Source organism: Streptomyces durocortorensis (assembly GCF_031760065.1).
Classification (GTDB): Bacteria; Actinomycetota; Actinomycetes; order Streptomycetales; family Streptomycetaceae; genus Streptomyces.
On sequence record NZ_CP134500.1, the window covers coordinates 1,605,098 to 1,622,256 of the forward strand.

The following is a 17,159-nucleotide window of genomic DNA, read 5'->3' on the forward strand; positions in this document are numbered from 1 at the left end:
TGACGGCGCGGGCCCCTGCCGCGTACTCACAGCAGTGTCTTGAGCCTCTCCGCCAGCAGGTCCCAGCGCCACTTCTCCTCGACCCAGGCCCGGCCCCGCTCCCCCATCCGCTGCCGCAGCTCCGGGTCCCCGAGCAGCGTGACGATCCGGTCCGCCGACTCCTCGGCGCTGCCGCCGCGCACCACCCACCCGGTCTCGCCGTCCAGCACCGCGTCCGGAGCGCCGCCCGAGTCGCCGGCCACCACGGGCAGTCCGGTCGCGGACGCCTCCAGGTAGACGATGCCGAGGCCCTCCACGTCGAGGCCGCCCCGCCGGGTCCGGCAGGGCATCGCGAAGACGTCCCCGGCCCCGTAGTGCGCGGGCAGCTCCGCCCACGGCACGGGCCCGGTGAACCGTACCGAGTCCTCGACGCCGGTCTCCGCCGCGAGCCGCTTCAGGTCCTTGGCGTACGGTCCGCCGCCGACGACCAGGAGCACCGCGTCCGGGATCTGCGCGAGGATCGCGGGCATGGCCAGGATCAGCGTGTCCTGGCCCTTGCGGGGCACCAGGCGCGAGACACAGACGATCACCGGGCGGTCGGAGAGCCCGAGACGGGCGCGGACCCGGTCTCCGCCGGACGCCGGGTGGAAGGTCTTCTCGTCGACGCCCGGGGGCAGTTGGACCATGCGGCCGGCGGCCTCGGGGGTGAGGGCGGACGCGATCCGGGAGCGGGTGTACTCACCGAGATAGGTGATCGTGTCCGTACCCTCGCCGATCCGGCGCAGCAGCTGCCGGGAGGCGGGCAGCTGGGCCCATCCGGCCTCGTGCCCGTGGGTGGTGGCGACGAGCCGCCGGGCGCCGGCGCGGCGCAGGGCCGGGGCCATCAGGCCGAGCGGGGCGGCGGCGCCGAACCAGACGGAGGTGCAGCCGTGTTCGCGCAGCAGGGCGGTGGCCCGCCGGGTGACGCGCGGGGTCGGCAGCAGCATCGTCGTACGGTCGCGGACGACGGTGAACGGCTGCTCGGCGTCGAAGGCGGCGGTGGCCGCCACTCCCTCGGCGCTCCGCTTCCAGGTGGAGGCGTAGACGACGACCCGGTCGGGGTCCAGACGCAGCGCCATGTTGTGCAGGAACGCCTGGATGCCGCCGGGGCGGGGCGGGAAGTCATTGGTCACGATCAAGGTCTTGTCCATCGCGGCTGACAGTACCGAACGGCCGCGCTTCACCGCTGACGCCGTCTCCCGGCGGCATCATGGGCCGCCGGGAATCCGGCAGGACAGGACACCCCTGGGGCGGCGGGCGACGACGGGACGGCGATGACGGGACGAGGACCCAGCGGCACCGGGCCGTGGCCGTACGCGGTGTGGGCGCTGAGCCGGGTCTGGCTGCTGCTGTGCGCGTTCAAGGCCGTCACCGTGCCGGGGCCGGACGTCACGGTGGACGTGTCGGTGATCTACCGGGGCTGGTACGAGGTGCTGCTGACGGGCACGTATCCGCTGTCCGACGTGACCTGGCAGTATCCGCCCGGGGCCGCCCTGGCGATCCTCTCCCCGGCCCTGCTGCCGTTCTGGGAGTACGCGACGGCCTTCGTCGTGCTGGTGCTCCTGTGCGACGCGCTGGTGCTGGGGCTGCTGCTGTACGCGGGGCGGCGGCCGGGGATGCGGGCGGCGGGGGCCTGGGTGTGGATCGCGGGGGTGCCGCTGCTGGGGCCGACCGTCTACGCCCGCTACGACCTGATGGTGACGGCGGTCGCGGTGGCGGCGCTGCTGGCGGGGGTGCGCAGGCCCCGGGCGCTGGGGGCGCTGGCGGCGTTCGGGGCGCTGCTGAAGGGGTGGCCGGTACTGCTGCTGGTGGGGGTGCGGAAGGGGCGGCCGACGCGCGCGGCCTGGTCGGCGGCGGCGCTCGCGGCGGGCGGGCTGGCGCTGTCCTTCGCGCTGTGGATGCCGGGGGCGTTCGCGTTCCTGGCCTTCCAGCGGGACCGGGGCATCGAGGTCGAGTCGCTGGGGTCACTGGTCCTCCACGTGGCGCGGCGGTTCGGCTGGGAGGGCCGGGTGGAGCTGCGCTACGGCTCGCTGGAGTTCGTCGGGCCGCACGTGGGGCTGGTCTCGTCGCTGACGCTGGGGCTGGGTGTCCTGGCGCTGGGCTGGCTGCTGCTGTGGCGGCTGCGGGCCCGGACGTTCGCGGTGCGCACCCCGGCCGAGGCGGCGTTCACGGCCGTGCTGCTGTTCACCGTCACGAGCCGGGTGATCAGCCCGCAGTACGTGGTGTGGCTGGTCGGCCTCGCGGCGGTGTGCCTGGTCTTCCGGGAGGCCGCGATGACCCTGCCCGCCGTGCTGGTCGTGGTGGCGGCGGGGGTGACGCTGCTGGAGTTCCCGATCGGCTTCGGCCATGTGGTGGCGAGCGACCTGTGGGGCGTGACGCTGCTGTTCGTCCGCAACGGGCTGCTGGTGGCGGCCTCGCTGCTCGCCGCGCGGCGGCTGTGGCGGTCGACGGTGCCGGGCGGGGGCCCGACGGCTTCGGCGCGGCCGGTGGGCGACGGTCAGCCGAGCCGGGTTCCGAGGTAGTCGCGCCAGTCGGCGGTGAACTCTTCCGGGGTGGTGCCGAGCACCGCGTCCATCGCCTGCTCCACCGCCCCTTCGCGTCCCTGATGGGCTCCCACGGCCGCGTAGAAGGCGATCAGCTTCTCCTTGCCCCACTTCTCCGCGATCAGCGCGCAGGCCAGCCAGCCGCCCTCGTAGGCCCGGGCGAGCTTCACAGGGTCCCCGTCGAAGCCGAAGTCCCGGTCGGCGGGGAGCCCGGCGGGCGTCTCACCGGCGCGGACGGCGGTGGTCAGCTCGGGGGCGACGACGTCGGCGGGGCGGTCCTCGCCCCGGTAGGCCGCCCAGTCGGCGAAGCCCTCGGAGAGCCAGACGGGGGTGGCCGTCGAGGTGCTGGTCCGGGTGGCGACATGGGTCGTCTCATGGGTCAGGACGATCCGCTGCCCGAAACTGCCCAGGGTGGCGTATGCCTGCGGGTTGACGATCACCCGGTCGGCGATGGCCGGGCGCTTGCCGGTGCCGCCGCCGACCTCGCCGGTGGTGACGGCCGCTATCCCCCGGTAACTGGCCTCCGGCGAGCCCAGCAGCCGTGCCATGTCCTCCACCGAGTCCGGGACGAGCACCACCACCCGGCGGTTCCAGGGCCGGGGCCAGGCGTCCGAGACGGCCGGTACGGCGAGGTCCACGGTGTCGGCGATCCGGCGCAGCTCCTCCTCGGTCCGTCCGACGCCCAGGACGATGCTGTGAGCGCCTTCCACGACCTCCACGTCCCCCTGCTGCCACAGCTGCCCCGAGGAGCCCTTGGCGGGCCGGTCGGCGGTGATGTACCAGCGCCCGCCGTCGCGCATCAGCTCCAGGGTGCGGCGGGTGGCGACCGGGGCGGTGTCGTAGCCCTTGATCCGGTAGCGCAGCTCCACCTCGGCGGTGGCCCAGTCGCCGTCCCGCTCGCCGATGTCCTTCACCTCGTACGTCCAGGACTTCAGGGGTACGTCGGCGAGGTTGGCGAGCTCGGTGCGCTGGACGGCCCGCAGCTTCTCGGCGTCGGGGGCGAGGGCGTCGAGGTAGCCCGCCGGGTCGCGCGCCAGGACGGCGGTTGCCCGGCCGTCCAGTACGGCGGTGATCTCCCCGGCGGTGAGGGAGGTGCGGGTCTCCTCGGGGGCGGCCGTGCAGGCGGACGCGGTCAGCAGGGCGGCGAGCACGAGTCCCGCCGCTCGCCGCCGTCCACGGGGGCCTCCCCGTCGCACATCAGGTCTGCGTACGGCCACCCTGCCGATCGTACGGTCAGATCCGGGTGACCGAGGAGACGGGCATCATGCCGACCGGGTCGTAGCGGACCGGGGCGCCCGGATACGGGGCGTGGATGACCTGGCCATTGCCGACGTACATGCCGATGTGGCTGGCGTCCGCCCGGTAGGCGACCAGGTCGCCGGGCTGCGCCTGGGAGAGCGACACCATGCGGCCCGCGTACCGCTGGGCCTGCGAGGTGCGGGGCAGGGTCACCCCGGCCTGGGCGTAGGCCCACTGCATGAGCCCGGAGCAGTCGAATCCGGAGGGCCCGTTGGCACCCCATACGTACGGCTTTCCGAGCGCCTGGTGGACGGCGGCCACGGCGGCCATGGCGCGGGGTGATCCGGGGGCGACGCCGGAGAGGTCGGGCGCGCCGTCGCGGCCGGAGCGGGAGGCGCGGTCGAAGTCGGCGCGCTCCTCGGGCGGCAGGGAGTTCAGCAGCTGCCGTGCTTGGCGGAGCTTTGCCTCGACGGTGCGTTTGTGGCGGGTGAGGGCGGCCCGGTCACGCTCCAGACCGGCCAGGGCGCGGGTGGCCTCGGCACGGGTCTGGGCGACCTTGCGCTGGGCCTGGCGGAGCCGGTCCAGGGTCATCGCCTGGCGGGCGCCGACCCGGTCGAGGACGGCGGCCCGCTCCAGGTAGGTGTCCGGGTCGGAGGAGAGCAGCAACGCGAGGGCCGGGTCGATGGCGCCGCTGCGGTACTGCGCGCCCGCCATCGCGCCGAGCTCGTTGCGCATGAGGTTGACGCGCTCCTGGCCACGGGCCGTGGCGTCCTGGGCGCGGTCCGCCTCGCCGCGCAGCCGGTCCACGCGCTCCCCGGCCTCGTTGTACCGCTCGGTGGCCTGCTCGGCCTCGCCGTAGAGCCGGTCGACGGCGGCCTTGGCGCCCTCCCGGGTGTCCTTGGGGTCGGCGCTCGCCGGGGCCCCGGTCAGCGTCGCGGCCGCGGTGGCGGCGGCCGCCGAGAGGACCGTGACGCGAACGCCCCGGCCCCGGCCGGGCTGTGTGGAACGGCGATGGGACACCACAGGTAACCGCACTCCCTCCCGCTGACGCGGTCGTGCGCAGCCCCTGCCGCCCGGGCGGGCGGACCGACGACCGGGAGCTGCACAGCAGCCAGACAGTAATCGGCCCACTACGCACCGGCCAAAGACCGCGCCGAGGACGGAAAGGGTGCGGAAGGGCGCCGAACGCCGCCGCCCCGCCGGTGACCTCGGGTCTCCGGCGGGGCGGGGCGTCAGCGTGCGGTGCGGCGATTCCCTCGTTCGGGCGCGCCGTGGCGTCAGATACGGACGCCGAACTGGAAGGTGCCCATGTAGTCCATCGACTCGTAGCGGACGACGGTGCCGGGCTTGGGGGCGTGCAGGATCTGGTTGTTGCCCGCGTAGAAGCCGACGTGCGACAGGCCGTTGAAGAAGACCAGGTCGCCCGGCTTGAGCTGGCTGCGGCCGATCCTCGTGCCGTCGTGCTGCTGGGTGTACGTGGTCCGGGTGATGGAGACACCGGCCTGGGCGAAAGCCCACTGGGTCAGCCCGGAGCAGTCGTAGGAGTTGGGGCCGGAGCCGCCGGAGACGTACGGCTTGCCGATCTGGGTGGCGGCGGCGGCGAGGGCGGCCGCACCGCGGTTGGAGGCGGGGGCCTCCTTGCCGAGCTCGACCCGCTCGGTGGAGGCGCGGCTGGCGCGGTTCTCCTCCTCCTGGATCTTCGCGCGCTCTGCGGCGGTCAGGCTGTTGAGGAGGCGCTGCGCGTCGGCGAGCTTGCCCTGGTACTTCTTCTTGTTCTCGCCGAGCGCCTTGCGGACGTCGGCGAGGTCGCCGAGCTTGTCCTGCGCTTCCTTGCGCTGCTGGGCGAGAGTGCGCTGCTTGGACTGGATCTTCTGCAGCGACTCCGTCTGCTTGACCGTCAGCTGGTCGAGCGCGGAGGCCTGGTCGAGGAAGCTGTCCGGGTCGGAGGCGAGGAAGAGAGCCACCGAGGGGTCGATGCCGCCCGATCGGTACTGGGCGGTGGCGATCGACCCGAGTTCGCCGCGCAGGTCGTTGAGCTCGCCCTGTCCGCGGGCGACCTTGTCCTGGAGCGCGTCGACCTGCTTCTTGAGCTTGTCCTGCTGCTCCTTGGCCCCGTTGTACTTCTCGGTGGCCGCCTCGGCCTCGTGGTAGAGCTTGTCGACCTTCGCCTTGACTTCGCTCTTGCTCGGCTTGGGGTCGGCGTGGGCGGCCTGGGAGGTCAGGGCCACGGCCGCAGCGGCGGTCGCGGTGAGCACGGTCACACGAGTGCGGCTCGGCTGCTTGGGACGACGGTGGGACGCCACGAAGGCGAGCTCCTTCTTCCTCTGAGCCGCCTACCGGGCTGTGGGGGAAAGAATCCCCGGCTCCGTGCAACGTCACGGAGCAACGTCACGGACTCGGCGGTTCCTCCGCTGCCACCCCGGGTGGGTGATCAACCGTGCGAAGGTTCGAGGCCTGACCCTAGTGACCATCTCGTGATCAGTTCAAATCCTCACAGGAATTTTCTCGTCACACCAGGCACTTCTTTACTCTCACCCCACCGCGTGTAGCGGCGACTTGACGGTACGTTCCCGCAAATCCGACATGCCGCACATGCGGAACATCCACCTCAGGGAGCCCTCTAGACGCGGGAAAGCCGCTTGAGGAGCAAGACGGACGCGACCGGGCGGGCCCCGGCCTTGGCCACGCCGTCCGCCACCTCCCGGTCGGTGGAGACGACCACCACGGGCCGTCCCGGCGGTTCGGCGCGGGCCAGTTGGCGGATCAGCTCGTCCGCCGTGACCCCGGCCTTGCTGAACAGCACCCGCACCCCGCGCGGCGGCGCGAGCAGCACGGGCGCGGCGAGCTCGGCGCCGTCGAAGACGCAGGTCATCTCCGCGCCGGTCTGCGCGGCCAGCACCGAGAGGCCGCCCAGCAGCCGCAACCGCTGCTTCTCCAGCGGCATCTGGGGATAGCCGGTCTTGGTCACGTTGTAGCCGTCCACGATGAGGTGGGCCTGCGGCAGCGCCAGCAGCTGGTCCAGCAGCGCCGGATCCGTCTCCGAAAGGGCTCTGGCGGCAATGTCCTTGGGCGACATCCGGCCCGGCTCCACCGCGTCCACGGTGTCCGCGGGATGCGTGGTCACCGGGGGCAGGGCCAGTTCGCGCCGGAGCCCCGAGGCGGCGTCCAGCACGGTGTCCAGCAGCAGGCGCAGCCGCATGTCCTCCACCGAGCGGCCCTCGCGGGCGGCCCGGCGGCTCGCCTCCAGGGCGGACTCCGCCTCCCCCAGCCGCCCCTTGAGCCGGCGCGACTCGCTCTCGGCGGCGGAGACCTGGGCGGCCGCCTCGGCCCGTACGGTGTCGGCGGCGGCGGCGCTGCGGCGCAGGGCGGCCTCGCCGCGCTTGACCTCGCTCAGGGCGCTGCGCAGCTTGCGGTGGAGCGATTCGGCCTCCTTGCGGGCCGCCTCCAGCTCGGTGCGCAGCCGCTCCGTCTCGGCGCGGGTGTGGGCGCGCGCCCGCTCCAGCTCCTCCCGCAGCTGGACCAGTTCGCGCCGGGTCTCCTCGTCGGCCCGTTCCGCGTCCGCGCGCTGGACCTCCTCGCCCGCGGCTTCGACGAGCTTGACCCAGCCCACCGGGCGCAGCACGTACGCGGCGGCGGCCACATCGAGGGGGTCGGCGGCGGCGGGCGGCGAACCCGCCTCCAGCGCACCGGCCAGCTCCGGCTGGGACTGGCCCAGCCGCTCACCGATCCGCTGCCGGAAGAGGGCGTCGCTCTCCAGCGCGGCGGCCATCGCGTTCCCGGCGAACTTGGCCCGACGGGTCGGGGTGAACCGGGCATACTGCCGCAACTGGGTGGGCAGTTCGGCGACGGTCAGTCCGCCGAAGGCATCGGAGACCAGGGCGACGACCCGCCGCCGTACACCTTCGGGCAGCGGACGGTCGAGCGCCTCTGCACCGCCGTCGGCCGCATCGGCCGGTTCGGCGCCGCTGGTCGGCTGATCCACCGTCCGTCACCCCATAGATATGTCGATGGGTGCGCTCCCTCAGGAAGCGGCACCCGGCCTGTCCACCAGTTCGATCTGATCCACCGCATTGCACCAACGACAGCGGACGGACTCGATGGTCTCACTGACCACCTCCCGCTCCTCGACACTCGACTCACCGGCCAGGTCGAGGTGCACGTACTCCACGACCTTGGAGGAGCGGGTCACGTCGAAGCGCGTGAGATTGCCGCACAGCGTGCAGCGCCAGCGGGTCCCGTCCGTCGGCAGGGGAACCGTCGTCATCGTTGCGTCCTCTTTCGTCGTCTGCCGGAGCCCGCGCCGGGCGCGCCGCCGCGTCTCTTCCTGTCCTACGCCAAGGATCTCGCGGTGCGCCGTCGAACTGCGGAAGTCCTGGCGTAACCCTACGGCCTCGCGTATAAGCATCGGCACGGCGAGGCGCTCCGTCCCCTTCTCCGCCGGTACGTCATGCTCTGTACATGATCGATTGGCGGCAGGTCGGCCGGCGGGCCACGGCCGGGAGGCTCCGGGAGACGGCGACGGCGAGCGGTGCCCCGGTCACGTACGGGCTGATCGCCCTGTGCGTCGTGATCTTCCTGGTCAGCCCGCTGTCCGGCTTCCACGCCGCGTACGGCACGGAGGACGCGCTGCTCGCCGCGCAGGCCGGGTACTTCGAGCGGTGGGGAGTGATCCCCGCGGAGCTGTGGGACGGCTCGGCGCATGCGCTGATCACGCCGTTCACCGCGCTGTTCGTCCACGGCAGCTGGCTGCACCTGCTGGGGAACCTGCTGTTCCTCTACGTGTTCGGCGCGATGGCCGAGGAGCGCATGGGCCGGGTGCGGTTCGCCCTGTTCTACGTGGGCTGCGGCTATGTGGCCCTCGTCTGTTACGCGGCGGCGCACGCGGACTCCGGACAGACGCTGGTCGGGGCGTCGGGTGCGATCTCCGCGGTGCTCGGCGCGTTCCTGTACCTGTTCCCCAGAGCCCGGGTGACCAGCCTGTTCCCGTTCCTCTTCTTTCTGCCGCTGCGCTTTCCCGCCTGGATCGTGCTGGTCTTCTGGTTCGGGCTCCAGTGGGCGGCGGCGCAGGGCGCGGACGCCGGGCCCGGCGTGGCGTATCTGGCGCATGTGGCCGGGTTCGCCGTCGGGTTCCTCTACGCCTGGGGGCGCTATGGGCGTAGGGCTAGAGTGAAGGTTCCAGCCACGGCCACCGAGGGAGACAGCCAGCCGTGATCACCGCGATCGTGCTCATCAAGACCAGCGTGGACCGGATTCCGGAGATCGCCGAGGCCATCGCCGCGCTGGACAGTGTCAGCGAGGTCTTCTCCGTCACCGGCACCTACGACCTGATCGCCATGGTCCGGGTCGCCCGCCACGACGACCTCGCCGATGTCATCCCCGGCCGGATCAGCAAGATCCCGGGCGTCGAGGGCACCGACACCCATGTGGCGTTCCGTACGTACTCCCAGCACGACCTGGAAGCGGCGTTCGCCATCGGCCTCGACGCGTAGGCGAACCGCTTCGGCCGGGGACAGGCGGTGCGCCTGTCCCCGGCCGAAGCGGTTCACGAGGTCTCTCGGACCTGGACCTGGGCGATCCCGCCCCGGTCCGGGACGCAACGGCCGTCCTCGGTGCGGTACTTCCACCGGGCGCCCTCGCGGACCAGCTCGGTGACCGCGCGCAGGAAGCGCTCGATGTGCTCGTCCGGCGTACCGGCGCCGAAGCTGACCCGGATCGCGTTCAGGGACCGCTCGCCCGGCTCGGCCTCGGGGGCGCCGCACTCGCCCGGGTCCTGCGGGTCGCTGCCGAGGAGGGTACGCACGAGCGGGTGGGCGCAGAAGAGGCCGTCGCGGACGCCGATGCCGTACTCCGCGGAGAGGGCTGCGGCGAAGTGGGAGCTGTTCCAGCCGCGCACCACGAAGGAGATGACCCCGACCCGGGGCGCGTCGTCGCCGAACAGCGAGAGCACCCGCACCTCGGGGACGTCCGCGAGCCCCTCGCGGACCCGGCGCACCAACTCCTGTTCGCGGGCGACCAGGGTGCCGAAGCCCGCCTCGGTCAGGGCCTTGCAGGCGGAGGCGATGGAGTAGACCCCGATGACGTTGGGCGAACCGGCCTCGTGACGGGCGGCGGTGGTGTGCCAGTCGACCTCCACCCCGCCGTCGGCGCGCCGGGCGACCTTGCGGGAGGCCCCGCCGCCGGCGAGGTACGGCTCGGCCGCCCGGAGCCAGTCGGCGCGTCCGGCCAGGACCCCGGAGCCGAAGGGCGCGTACAGCTTGTGCCCGGAGAACGCGACCCAGTCGACGTCGAGTTCGGCGATGTCGACGGGGTGGTGCGGGGCGAGCTGGGCGGCGTCCAGGACGATCCGGGCACCGTGCGCGTGCGCGGCGGCGGCCAGTTCCCTCACCGGCCACAGCTCACCGGTCACGTTGGAGGCTCCGGTGACGCAGACGAGGGCGGGGCCGTAGGGGGCTCGGTCGGCCAGCGCGCGCTCCAGGGTCTCAACCGCCTGGCCCGGGGTGCGGGGCGCGTTGAGGTAGGTGACCTGGGCGTCGCGCCAGGGCAGCAGGGAGGCATGGTGCTCGGTCTCGTACACGAACACCTGGCAGTCGGCGGGGATCGCGGCGGCCAGCAGGTTGAGGGAGTCGGTGGTGGAGCGGGTGAAGACGACCTGGTCGTCGGCGCGGCAGCCGAGGAACTCCGCGACCATGCGGCGGCTGTTCTCGAAGAGGTCGGTGGAGAGCTGCGAGAGGTATCCGGCCCCGCGGTGGACGCTGCCGTAGTACGGGGCATAGGCGGCGACGTCGTCCCAGACCCGCTGGAGGGCCGGGGCACTGGCGGCGTAGTCGAGTGCGGCGTAGGTGACCTCACCGCCGGTGACGAGCGGAACGGTGACGTCCTGCCCCAGAACGGGCAGCGGGGCACAAACCGACGGGTCGAGGGCAGCGGTGGAGACAGACATGGCGAACTCCCGTAACAGGCAGGCGAGATCCACGCGCCGGCGGGTACGCGGCAGCGCGGGAGAAGAAAGGAAAAAGTGCGCGGAAGAGGGCGGTCAGCCCTGGGCCCGCGAGCACGGCCGGAGCCGAACGACGGGCCCTAACGCATTCGCTTGCTCACAAGAGGCTCCCTAGGGACCAGGACCCCGGGGGCTGGCATCCGCTGGATGCCGAGGGGCCCGCGCTTGCCGCAGACCTCGCTGCCTGCGGCCTGGTCTTCACCCGGGGCACCCCGCCACGGACGGAGGGTTGCCGGACAGCGGGCCGGGGCCGTAGTCGCTGTCACTCATGACCTGCGCAGCATCTTGCCATACGCCCGCACGCGCGCAAGGGCGCGGTCCGGTATCCGGACTGCGCCCCGCGTCACACCGTGTGCGCCGGAGGTGTCTCTCCGGCGTGCTCAGGCGTTGCTGGCGGCGACCCAGCGTTCCAGGGCGCGCTTGGCCGCGCCGGAGTCGATGGCCTCGGCCGCCACGGCGATCTTCGCCGCGATCTGCTCGGTGAGCGCGCCGGGGCCCGGGTCCAGCGCGACCAGCGCGGCCGCCGAGTTGAGCAGCACCGCCTCGCGCACCGCGCCCCTCTCGCCGTCCAGCAGGCGGCGGGCCACATCGGCGTTGTACGAGGCGTCGGCGCCGCGCAGCGCCTCGACGGGGACGATGGGCAGCCCGACGTCGCGCGGGTCGAACGGCTCCTCGCGGACCGCGCCGTCGCGGACCACCCAGACCCGGGAGGTGGCGGTGGTCGTCAGCTCGTCGAGCCCGTCGTCACCCCGGAAGACCAGCGCGGAGTTGCCCCGGTCGGCCAGGACACCCGCGACGATGGGCGCCATGCGGGCGTCGGCCACCCCGACGGCCTGGGCGCGTACCTGGGCCGGGTTGGTGAGGGGGCCCAGGATGTTGAACGTGGTCTGCGCGCCGAGCTCCTTGCGGGCCTTGGCGGCGTACCGCAGGGCGGGGTGGAACTTCACGGCGAAGCAGAAGGTGATGCCCGCCTGTTCGGCGACCTCGACGACCCGTCGCGGGGTCAGCTCCAGGTTGACGCCCAGCTTCTCCAGTACGTCGGAGGAGCCGCTTGCCGAGGAGGCGGCCCGGTTTCCGTGCTTGACGACCTTGGCGCCGGTGCCCGCGATGACGATCGCGGACATGGTGGAGATGTTGACCGTCTTGGCGAGGTCGCCGCCGGTACCGACGATGTCGACGGTGCGGCCGGGCACCTCGATGAGGTTGGCGTGTGCGTACATCGCGCGGACCAGCCCGGTGACTTCCTCGACGGTCTCGCCCTTGGCCCGCAGCGCGACGGCGAACCCGGCGATCTGCGCGTCGGTCGCCTCGCCGCTCATGATGCGGTCCATGGCCCAGGCGGTCTCCTCGGAGCTGAGGTTCTCGCCGCGCAGCAGGGGGTTCAGCAGACCGGGCCAGGAAGGGGCCGCCACGCTGTCGCCGCCGTTCGGGGTCACAACGTTCATGGTCCGCTCCAGGGTCCACAGCCGGTCAGAAGGATGGCTCCACCCTATCCAGCCCGGGGGACCACAAAGAGCCCCGTCCATCGAATGGACGGGGCTCTCGTGGTGGCGATCAGTTCAGGTGATCAGTGGTGGCCGTGGCCCTCGGTGATCTCCTTGTACTCCTCGGTGGTGGGCTTGGCGATCTGGTTGTTCTCGCCGTAGTAGCCCTTGCTGAGCTTGGCGCGCAGCTTCTGCACCGGGGAGATCTTGCGCTTGACGCCGTTCTCGTCGACCTCGGGGCCGAGTTCGACCGGCTTGTACTGCTCGTGCGCCGTGAGCGTGTGCAGCTTCTCCTGGCTGAGCGGCTCGTGGACCTCCACGAACTCACCGTGCGGCAGCCGCTTGATGATGCCGGTCTCGCGGCCGTGCAGCACCTTCTCCCGGTCGCGGCGCTGGAGACCGAGGCAGATCCGCTTGGTGACGATGAACGCGATGACCGGTCCGACGAAGAAGAAGATCCGGACGAACCAGGTGATGGCGTTGATCGACAGGTGGAAGTGCGTGGCCCACAGGTCGTTTCCACCGCCGACGAGGCCGATGAAGTACGCCGTGACCCAGGCGACGCCGAGGCCCGTACGGGTCGGGGCGTTGCGCGGGCGGTCCAGGATGTGGTGCTCGCGCTTGTCCCCGGTGATCCAGGACTCGACGAACGGGTAGACCGCGGGCAGCGTGAGCACCAGGCCGAAGAGGACCAGCGGGATGAACACGCCCAGGTTGAGCGTGTGGCCCCAGAACACGATCTCCCAGCCCGGCATGACACGGACCAGACCCTCGGCGAAGCCCATGTACCAGTCGGGCTGGGCGCCGGTGGACACCTGGTCCGGGCGGTACGGGCCGAGCGCCCAGATCGGGTTGATCGTGGCGATCGCCGAGATGATCGCGATGATGCCGAAGACCAGGAAGAAGAAGCCTCCGGCCTTCGCCATGTACACGGGCAGCAGCGGCATGCCGACGACGTTCTTGTTGGTCCGGCCGGGACCCGCGAACTGCGTGTGCTTGTGGTAGAAGACCAGGATCAGGTGGGCCACCAGCAGACCGAGCATGATGCCCGGCAGCAGCAGGATGTGGATCGAGTAGAACCTGGCCACGAAGTCGTGACCGGGGAACTCGCCGCCGAACAGGAACATCGAGATGTACGTACCGACGATCGGCACGGACAGGATCGCGCCCTGGGTGAAGCGGACACCCGTACCGGAGAGCAGGTCGTCCGGGAGGGAGTAGCCGGTGAAGCCGGTGAACATACCCAGCACGAACAGCAGGAAGCCGAACACCCAGTTGATCTCGCGCGGCTTGCGGAAGGCGCCCGTGAAGAAGACGCGCATCATGTGCACGAACATGCCGGCCAGGAAGATCAGCGCGGCCCAGTGGTGGATCTGCCGCACGAGCAGACCGCCACGGATCTCGAAGCTGATCTTCAGCGTCGAGGCGTAGGCCTCCGACATCCGGATGCCCTGCATGGGCTCGTACGGACCGTGGTAGACGATCTCGTTCATGCTCGGCTGGAAGAACAGCGTCAGATACACACCCGTGAGGATGATGATGATGAAGCTGTAGAGCGCGACCTCACCGAGCATGAAGGACCAGTGGTCCGGGAAGATCTTGCGCATGTTGGCCTTGGCCAGGCCGTAGATGCCCAGCCGGCCGTCCGCCCAGTCGGCGACCCGCTCGCCCGCGGGTGCCTTGCGCTGCCCCGCCTGGTCGGCGGGCGGGTTCGTTGTCGCAGTACTCATCCGCGCTCCCAGAAGGAAGGGCCGACGGGCTCGTCGAAGTCACCGAGCGCCTCGAGGTTGCCCTCGCTGTTCACGCCGATCCGCAGCTGCGGAAGAGCGTGGCCGGCCGGACCGAAGATGACGCGGGCGCCGTCGGAGAGGTCGAAGGTGGACTGGTGGCACGGGCAGAGCACATGGTGTGTCTGCTGCTCGTACAGGCTGATCGGGCAGCCGACGTGGGTGCAGATCTTGGAGAAGGCCACGATGCCCTCGTGGGCCCACTCGCGCTGGCGCCTGTCCTTGATGTCGTCCGGCTCGATGCGGACGATCATGAGGGCGGCCTTGGCGATCTGCGTGAGGAAGTCGTGCGAGTCCTCCTCAAGCCCCTCGGGCCTGGCGAAGGTCAGCGACCCCACGGGGACGTGCTCGGGACGGAGCGGCTCGCCGGTGTTCATGTTGACGAGCAGCTTGCCCTTGGCCCACATGGTGGTGCGGAGCTTCTTCTCCGGCAGCGGACCGAGGTCGCGCAGCAGGACCACACCGGAGAGCGGCACCAGGGCCAGCGCACCGAACATGGTGTTCCGGATCAGCTTGCGCCGACCGAGCTGGGACTCCTCGGCACCGGCCGCGAAGTCGGCCATCACCTGGGCCTTGACCTCGGGCTCGGCCTCGATCGGGTGGCGCTCGGCGGCGACCTCGACATCGGACATCAGGGTGCGCGCCCAGTGGACGGCGCCCGCGCCGATGAAGAAGAGCGCGAAGCCCAGGGTGAGACCCAGGGAGAAGTTGAGCGGGCTCACATGACCGAAGGGCCAGATGTAGACGATCTTGTCCACCGGGAAGATGACGTAGGAGGCGATGAAGCCCACCGTCGCCAGCATCGAGAGGGTGAACATGAACGCGACGGCCCGCTCCGAGCGGCGCGCGGCGCGTTCGTCGAGGTCCTGGATGCGCGGCTGGTGGGCCGGCAGCCCCGGGTCGGCGAACGGGTCGTCCGTACCCTCGACCGCGCCGTGCGCGGTCTCCTGCACTGCGGGCAGGCTGTCTTCTGGAATCTGTTGGCTACTCATGACTTCTTGGCCTTAGCGGTGTGGGCCGCGACCCAAACGGCAGTTGCGATGAGAGCGCCGAGCCCGAAGATCCAGGTGAACAGACCCTCACTGACCGGACCGAGACCACCGAGCGAAAGGCCACCAGGGCTCGCCGTCTCCGAACCGTTCACGGTCTGGATGTACGCGATGATGTCCTTCTTCTCCTGGTTGGGCATCGTCGTGTCCGGGAAGGAGGGCATGCTCTGCGGGCCGGTCTGCATGGCCTCGTAGATGTGCTTCGGGCTCACGCCTTCGAGGTCCGGGGCGTACTTGCCGTGTGTCAGCGCGCCGCCCTTACCCGTGAAGTTGTGGCACTGGGCGCAGTTGTTGCGGAACAGTTCGCCACCCTTGGCGACGTCCGCGCCGGCCGGGTCGACCTGCTTGTCGGTCGGCGTGATCGGACCGGCGCCGAGCGACGCGACGTACGCCGCGAGCTGGTCGATCTCCGCCTGGGTGTAGATGACCTTCTTCTTCGGTACCTGGACGCCCGGCTGCTGCGCGGGCATACGGCCCGTGCCGACCTGGAAGTCGACGGCGGCGGAGCCCACGCCCACGAGGGACGGCCCGTCGGTGGTGCCCTGACCGCCGGTTCCGTGGCAGCTGGCGCAGCCTACGGCGTAGAGCTTCTTGCCCTCTTCGATGGCGAGGGACTGGGCGGTTTCATCGGCCTGCGCCTTGCCCGCAGGCGCGAACGCGGCGTACAGCCCCCCGGTAGCCGCCAGCGCGAGGAGTAGTACGACGACCGCCGCCAGCGGATGGCGTCGTCGTGCGGAGAGCTTTTTCACGGATTACCCCGGTGTCAGGATCTTCTGCGTCGATGGTGGGCGGGTGCGAGCCCGGTTACTTGATCATGTAGATCGTGGCGAACAGGCCGATCCACACGACATCGACGAAGTGCCAGTAATAGGACACGACGATGGCTGAGGTGGCCTGCTCGTGGGTGAACCTCTTGGCCGCGTACGTCCTCCCGAGAACCAGCAGGAAGGCGATGAGACCGCCTGCCACATGCAGTCCGTGGAAGCCGGTGGTCAGGTAGAACACCGAACCGTACGGGCCGGACGAGAGGGAGAGCCCCGCTTCCTTGACCAGTTCCACGTACTCCAGGACCTGGCCGCCGATGAAGATCGACCCCATCACGAAGGTGATGATGAACCAGGTGCGGAGCTTCTTCACATCGCCCCGCTCGGCGGCGAAGACGCCGAGCTGGCAGGTGAGTGAGGAGAGCACCAGGATCGTGGTGTTCGTCGCCGAGAACGGGAAGTTCAGATGGCCGGCCATCTCCTTCCAGTACTCGGGTCCCGTCACCGATCGCAGGGTGAAGTACATCGCGAAGAGGGCCGCGAAGAACATCAGCTCGGAACTCAACCAGATGATGGTTCCGACGCTGGTGAGGTTCGGCCGATTGACCGACGGGTGCGCGTGCCCGGTTTCTACTGTCGTTGCTGTCGCCACGACCGACATTATGTCGGTCGCTTATCCCGCCCTCACTCCGGGGGGTGCCGTTCGGTGTGTCCGTGCCGTCTGCGGGGGGTGCGCCCTGCGCCGAACGGCCCATCGAATCGTCGTCATTACCGGTGCTGACAGGCAGTCGGGCGGAGTACGATCCGCGCATCGGTTCATGCCCCGAGAGCCCCGACGACGCCGATGTCACGGAGGAACAATGCAGGCGACCGCCACGGTCCTGGTCTACAGCGACGACGCCAACATCCGCGAGCAGGTGAGGCTGGCAGCCGGTCGCAGGCCTGCCGCGGACGTCCCACCGGTGGAGTTCCTGGAGTGCGCGACCCTCCCGGCCGTCCTGGCGGCGCTGGACAAGGGCGGTGTGGACGTCTGCGTGCTGGACGGCGAGACGGCCCCCGTCGGCGGTATGGGCGTCTGCCGGCAGATCAAGGACGAGATCTACGACTGCCCGCCGGTGCTGCTGCTGATGGGCCGCCCGCAGGACGCGTGGCTGGCCACCTGGAGCCGCGCGGAGTCCGCGGTGACGCTCCCGGTGGACCCGGCGGAGTTCCCCGACGCGCTCGCGGCGCTGCTGCGCCGCCGGCTCGCCGTGGAGGCCTGAGGGGCCTCTGCGCATC

At 71.0% G+C, this 17,159-nt stretch carries 16 protein-coding genes and 1 riboswitch; of the genes, 4 read left to right on the forward strand and 12 right to left on the reverse strand.

The features are described 5' to 3' along the window. Nucleotides 1-26: 26 nt before the first annotated feature. Complete coding sequence (locus RI138_RS07095; protein ID WP_311119219.1) at nucleotides 27-1,169, reverse strand: glycosyltransferase family 4 protein; 1,143 nt, start codon at nucleotides 1,167-1,169, stop codon at nucleotides 27-29. Nucleotides 1,170-1,292: 123 nt separating this feature from the next. On the opposite strand from RI138_RS07095, the gene RI138_RS07100 reads away from it, so the two are divergent. Then, on the forward strand, nucleotides 1,293-2,540 hold the full coding sequence (locus tag RI138_RS07100; protein WP_311119220.1) for a glycosyltransferase 87 family protein: 1,248 nt from the start codon (nucleotides 1,293-1,295) through the stop codon (nucleotides 2,538-2,540). Here the strand turns inward: RI138_RS07100 and RI138_RS07105 are convergent. The 5 genes from RI138_RS07105 to RI138_RS07125 all read right to left on the reverse strand — a co-directional run bounded on the left by RI138_RS07105 (nucleotide 2,516) and on the right by RI138_RS07125 (nucleotide 8,064). Further along, complete coding sequence (locus RI138_RS07105; protein ID WP_398864215.1) at nucleotides 2,516-3,712, reverse strand: hypothetical protein; 1,197 nt, start codon at nucleotides 3,710-3,712, stop codon at nucleotides 2,516-2,518. The two genes, RI138_RS07100 and RI138_RS07105, sit on opposite strands and share 25 nt — an antisense overlap. An 82-nt stretch (nucleotides 3,713-3,794) precedes the next feature. Continuing rightward, nucleotides 3,795-4,823, reverse strand: a complete 1,029-nt coding sequence (locus RI138_RS07110) for a C40 family peptidase (RefSeq protein ID WP_311119222.1) — start codon at nucleotides 4,821-4,823, stop codon at nucleotides 3,795-3,797. A 254-nt stretch (nucleotides 4,824-5,077) separates the two neighbouring features. Further along, entirely contained in the window at nucleotides 5,078-6,103 is a 1,026-nt protein-coding gene (locus RI138_RS07115; RefSeq protein ID WP_096629289.1) for a C40 family peptidase, read from the reverse strand. 317 nt (nucleotides 6,104-6,420) lie between these two features. After that, nucleotides 6,421-7,782: an NYN domain-containing protein gene (locus tag RI138_RS07120; protein ID WP_096629288.1), complete on the reverse strand. Its 1,362-nt coding sequence runs from the start codon at nucleotides 7,780-7,782 to the stop codon at nucleotides 6,421-6,423. Nucleotides 7,783-7,821: 39 nt separating this feature from the next. Beyond that, entirely contained in the window at nucleotides 7,822-8,064 is a 243-nt protein-coding gene (locus tag RI138_RS07125) for a hypothetical protein (RefSeq protein ID WP_015608051.1), read from the reverse strand. A gap of 194 nt (nucleotides 8,065-8,258) precedes the next feature. On the opposite strand from RI138_RS07125, the gene RI138_RS07130 reads away from it, so the two are divergent. Together RI138_RS07130 and RI138_RS07135 are read left to right on the forward strand one after the other, a co-directional pair. After that, complete coding sequence (locus RI138_RS07130; RefSeq protein ID WP_311119223.1) at nucleotides 8,259-9,011, forward strand: rhomboid family intramembrane serine protease; 753 nt, start codon at nucleotides 8,259-8,261, stop codon at nucleotides 9,009-9,011. After that, nucleotides 9,008-9,289 carry an Lrp/AsnC family transcriptional regulator gene (locus RI138_RS07135; RefSeq protein ID WP_003969641.1) on the forward strand — a complete coding sequence of 94 codons (282 nt, stop codon included), beginning with the start codon at nucleotides 9,008-9,010 and terminating at the stop codon, nucleotides 9,287-9,289. Before RI138_RS07130 ends, RI138_RS07135 begins: the two co-directional genes overlap by 4 nt. A 53-nt stretch (nucleotides 9,290-9,342) precedes the next feature. Here the strand turns inward: RI138_RS07135 and RI138_RS07140 are convergent, their stop codons facing one another. The 6 genes from RI138_RS07140 to ctaE all read right to left on the reverse strand — a co-directional run bounded on the left by RI138_RS07140 (nucleotide 9,343) and on the right by ctaE (nucleotide 16,542). Next, entirely contained in the window at nucleotides 9,343-10,740 is a 1,398-nt protein-coding gene (locus RI138_RS07140) for an aminotransferase class V-fold PLP-dependent enzyme (RefSeq protein ID WP_311119224.1), read from the reverse strand. Between the two features lie 213 nt (nucleotides 10,741-10,953). Beyond that, a riboswitch (SAM riboswitch) is annotated at nucleotides 10,954-11,071 on the reverse strand. A 106-nt stretch (nucleotides 11,072-11,177) separates the two neighbouring features. After that, a complete protein-coding gene (trpD, locus tag RI138_RS07145; protein WP_311119225.1) occupies nucleotides 11,178-12,242 on the reverse strand; it encodes an anthranilate phosphoribosyltransferase in 1,065 nt (354 codons plus the stop codon). Between the two features lie 122 nt (nucleotides 12,243-12,364). Next, entirely contained in the window at nucleotides 12,365-14,011 is a 1,647-nt protein-coding gene (gene qcrB, locus RI138_RS07150) for a cytochrome bc1 complex cytochrome b subunit (protein WP_096629281.1), read from the reverse strand. Beyond that, nucleotides 14,008-15,060 (reverse strand): cytochrome bc1 complex Rieske iron-sulfur subunit, encoded by a 1,053-nt coding sequence (gene qcrA, locus RI138_RS07155; RefSeq protein WP_311119226.1) that lies wholly within the window; start codon nucleotides 15,058-15,060, stop codon nucleotides 14,008-14,010. Before qcrA ends, qcrB begins: the two co-directional genes overlap by 4 nt. Continuing rightward, nucleotides 15,057-15,866, reverse strand: a complete 810-nt coding sequence (gene qcrC / locus RI138_RS07160; RefSeq protein ID WP_311119227.1) for a cytochrome bc1 complex diheme cytochrome c subunit — start codon at nucleotides 15,864-15,866, stop codon at nucleotides 15,057-15,059. The genes qcrA and qcrC overlap by 4 nt, the downstream gene beginning before the upstream one ends. Nucleotides 15,867-15,921: 55 nt before the next feature. Beyond that, complete coding sequence (ctaE, locus tag RI138_RS07165) at nucleotides 15,922-16,542, reverse strand: aa3-type cytochrome oxidase subunit III (RefSeq protein WP_096629277.1); 621 nt, start codon at nucleotides 16,540-16,542, stop codon at nucleotides 15,922-15,924. A 199-nt stretch (nucleotides 16,543-16,741) separates the two neighbouring features. Between ctaE and RI138_RS07170 the strand changes: the two genes are divergently transcribed. Then, on the forward strand, nucleotides 16,742-17,143 hold the full coding sequence (locus tag RI138_RS07170) for a DNA-binding transcriptional response regulator (protein ID WP_096629275.1): 402 nt from the start codon (nucleotides 16,742-16,744) through the stop codon (nucleotides 17,141-17,143). The last annotated feature ends 16 nt before the right edge of the window (nucleotides 17,144-17,159 follow it).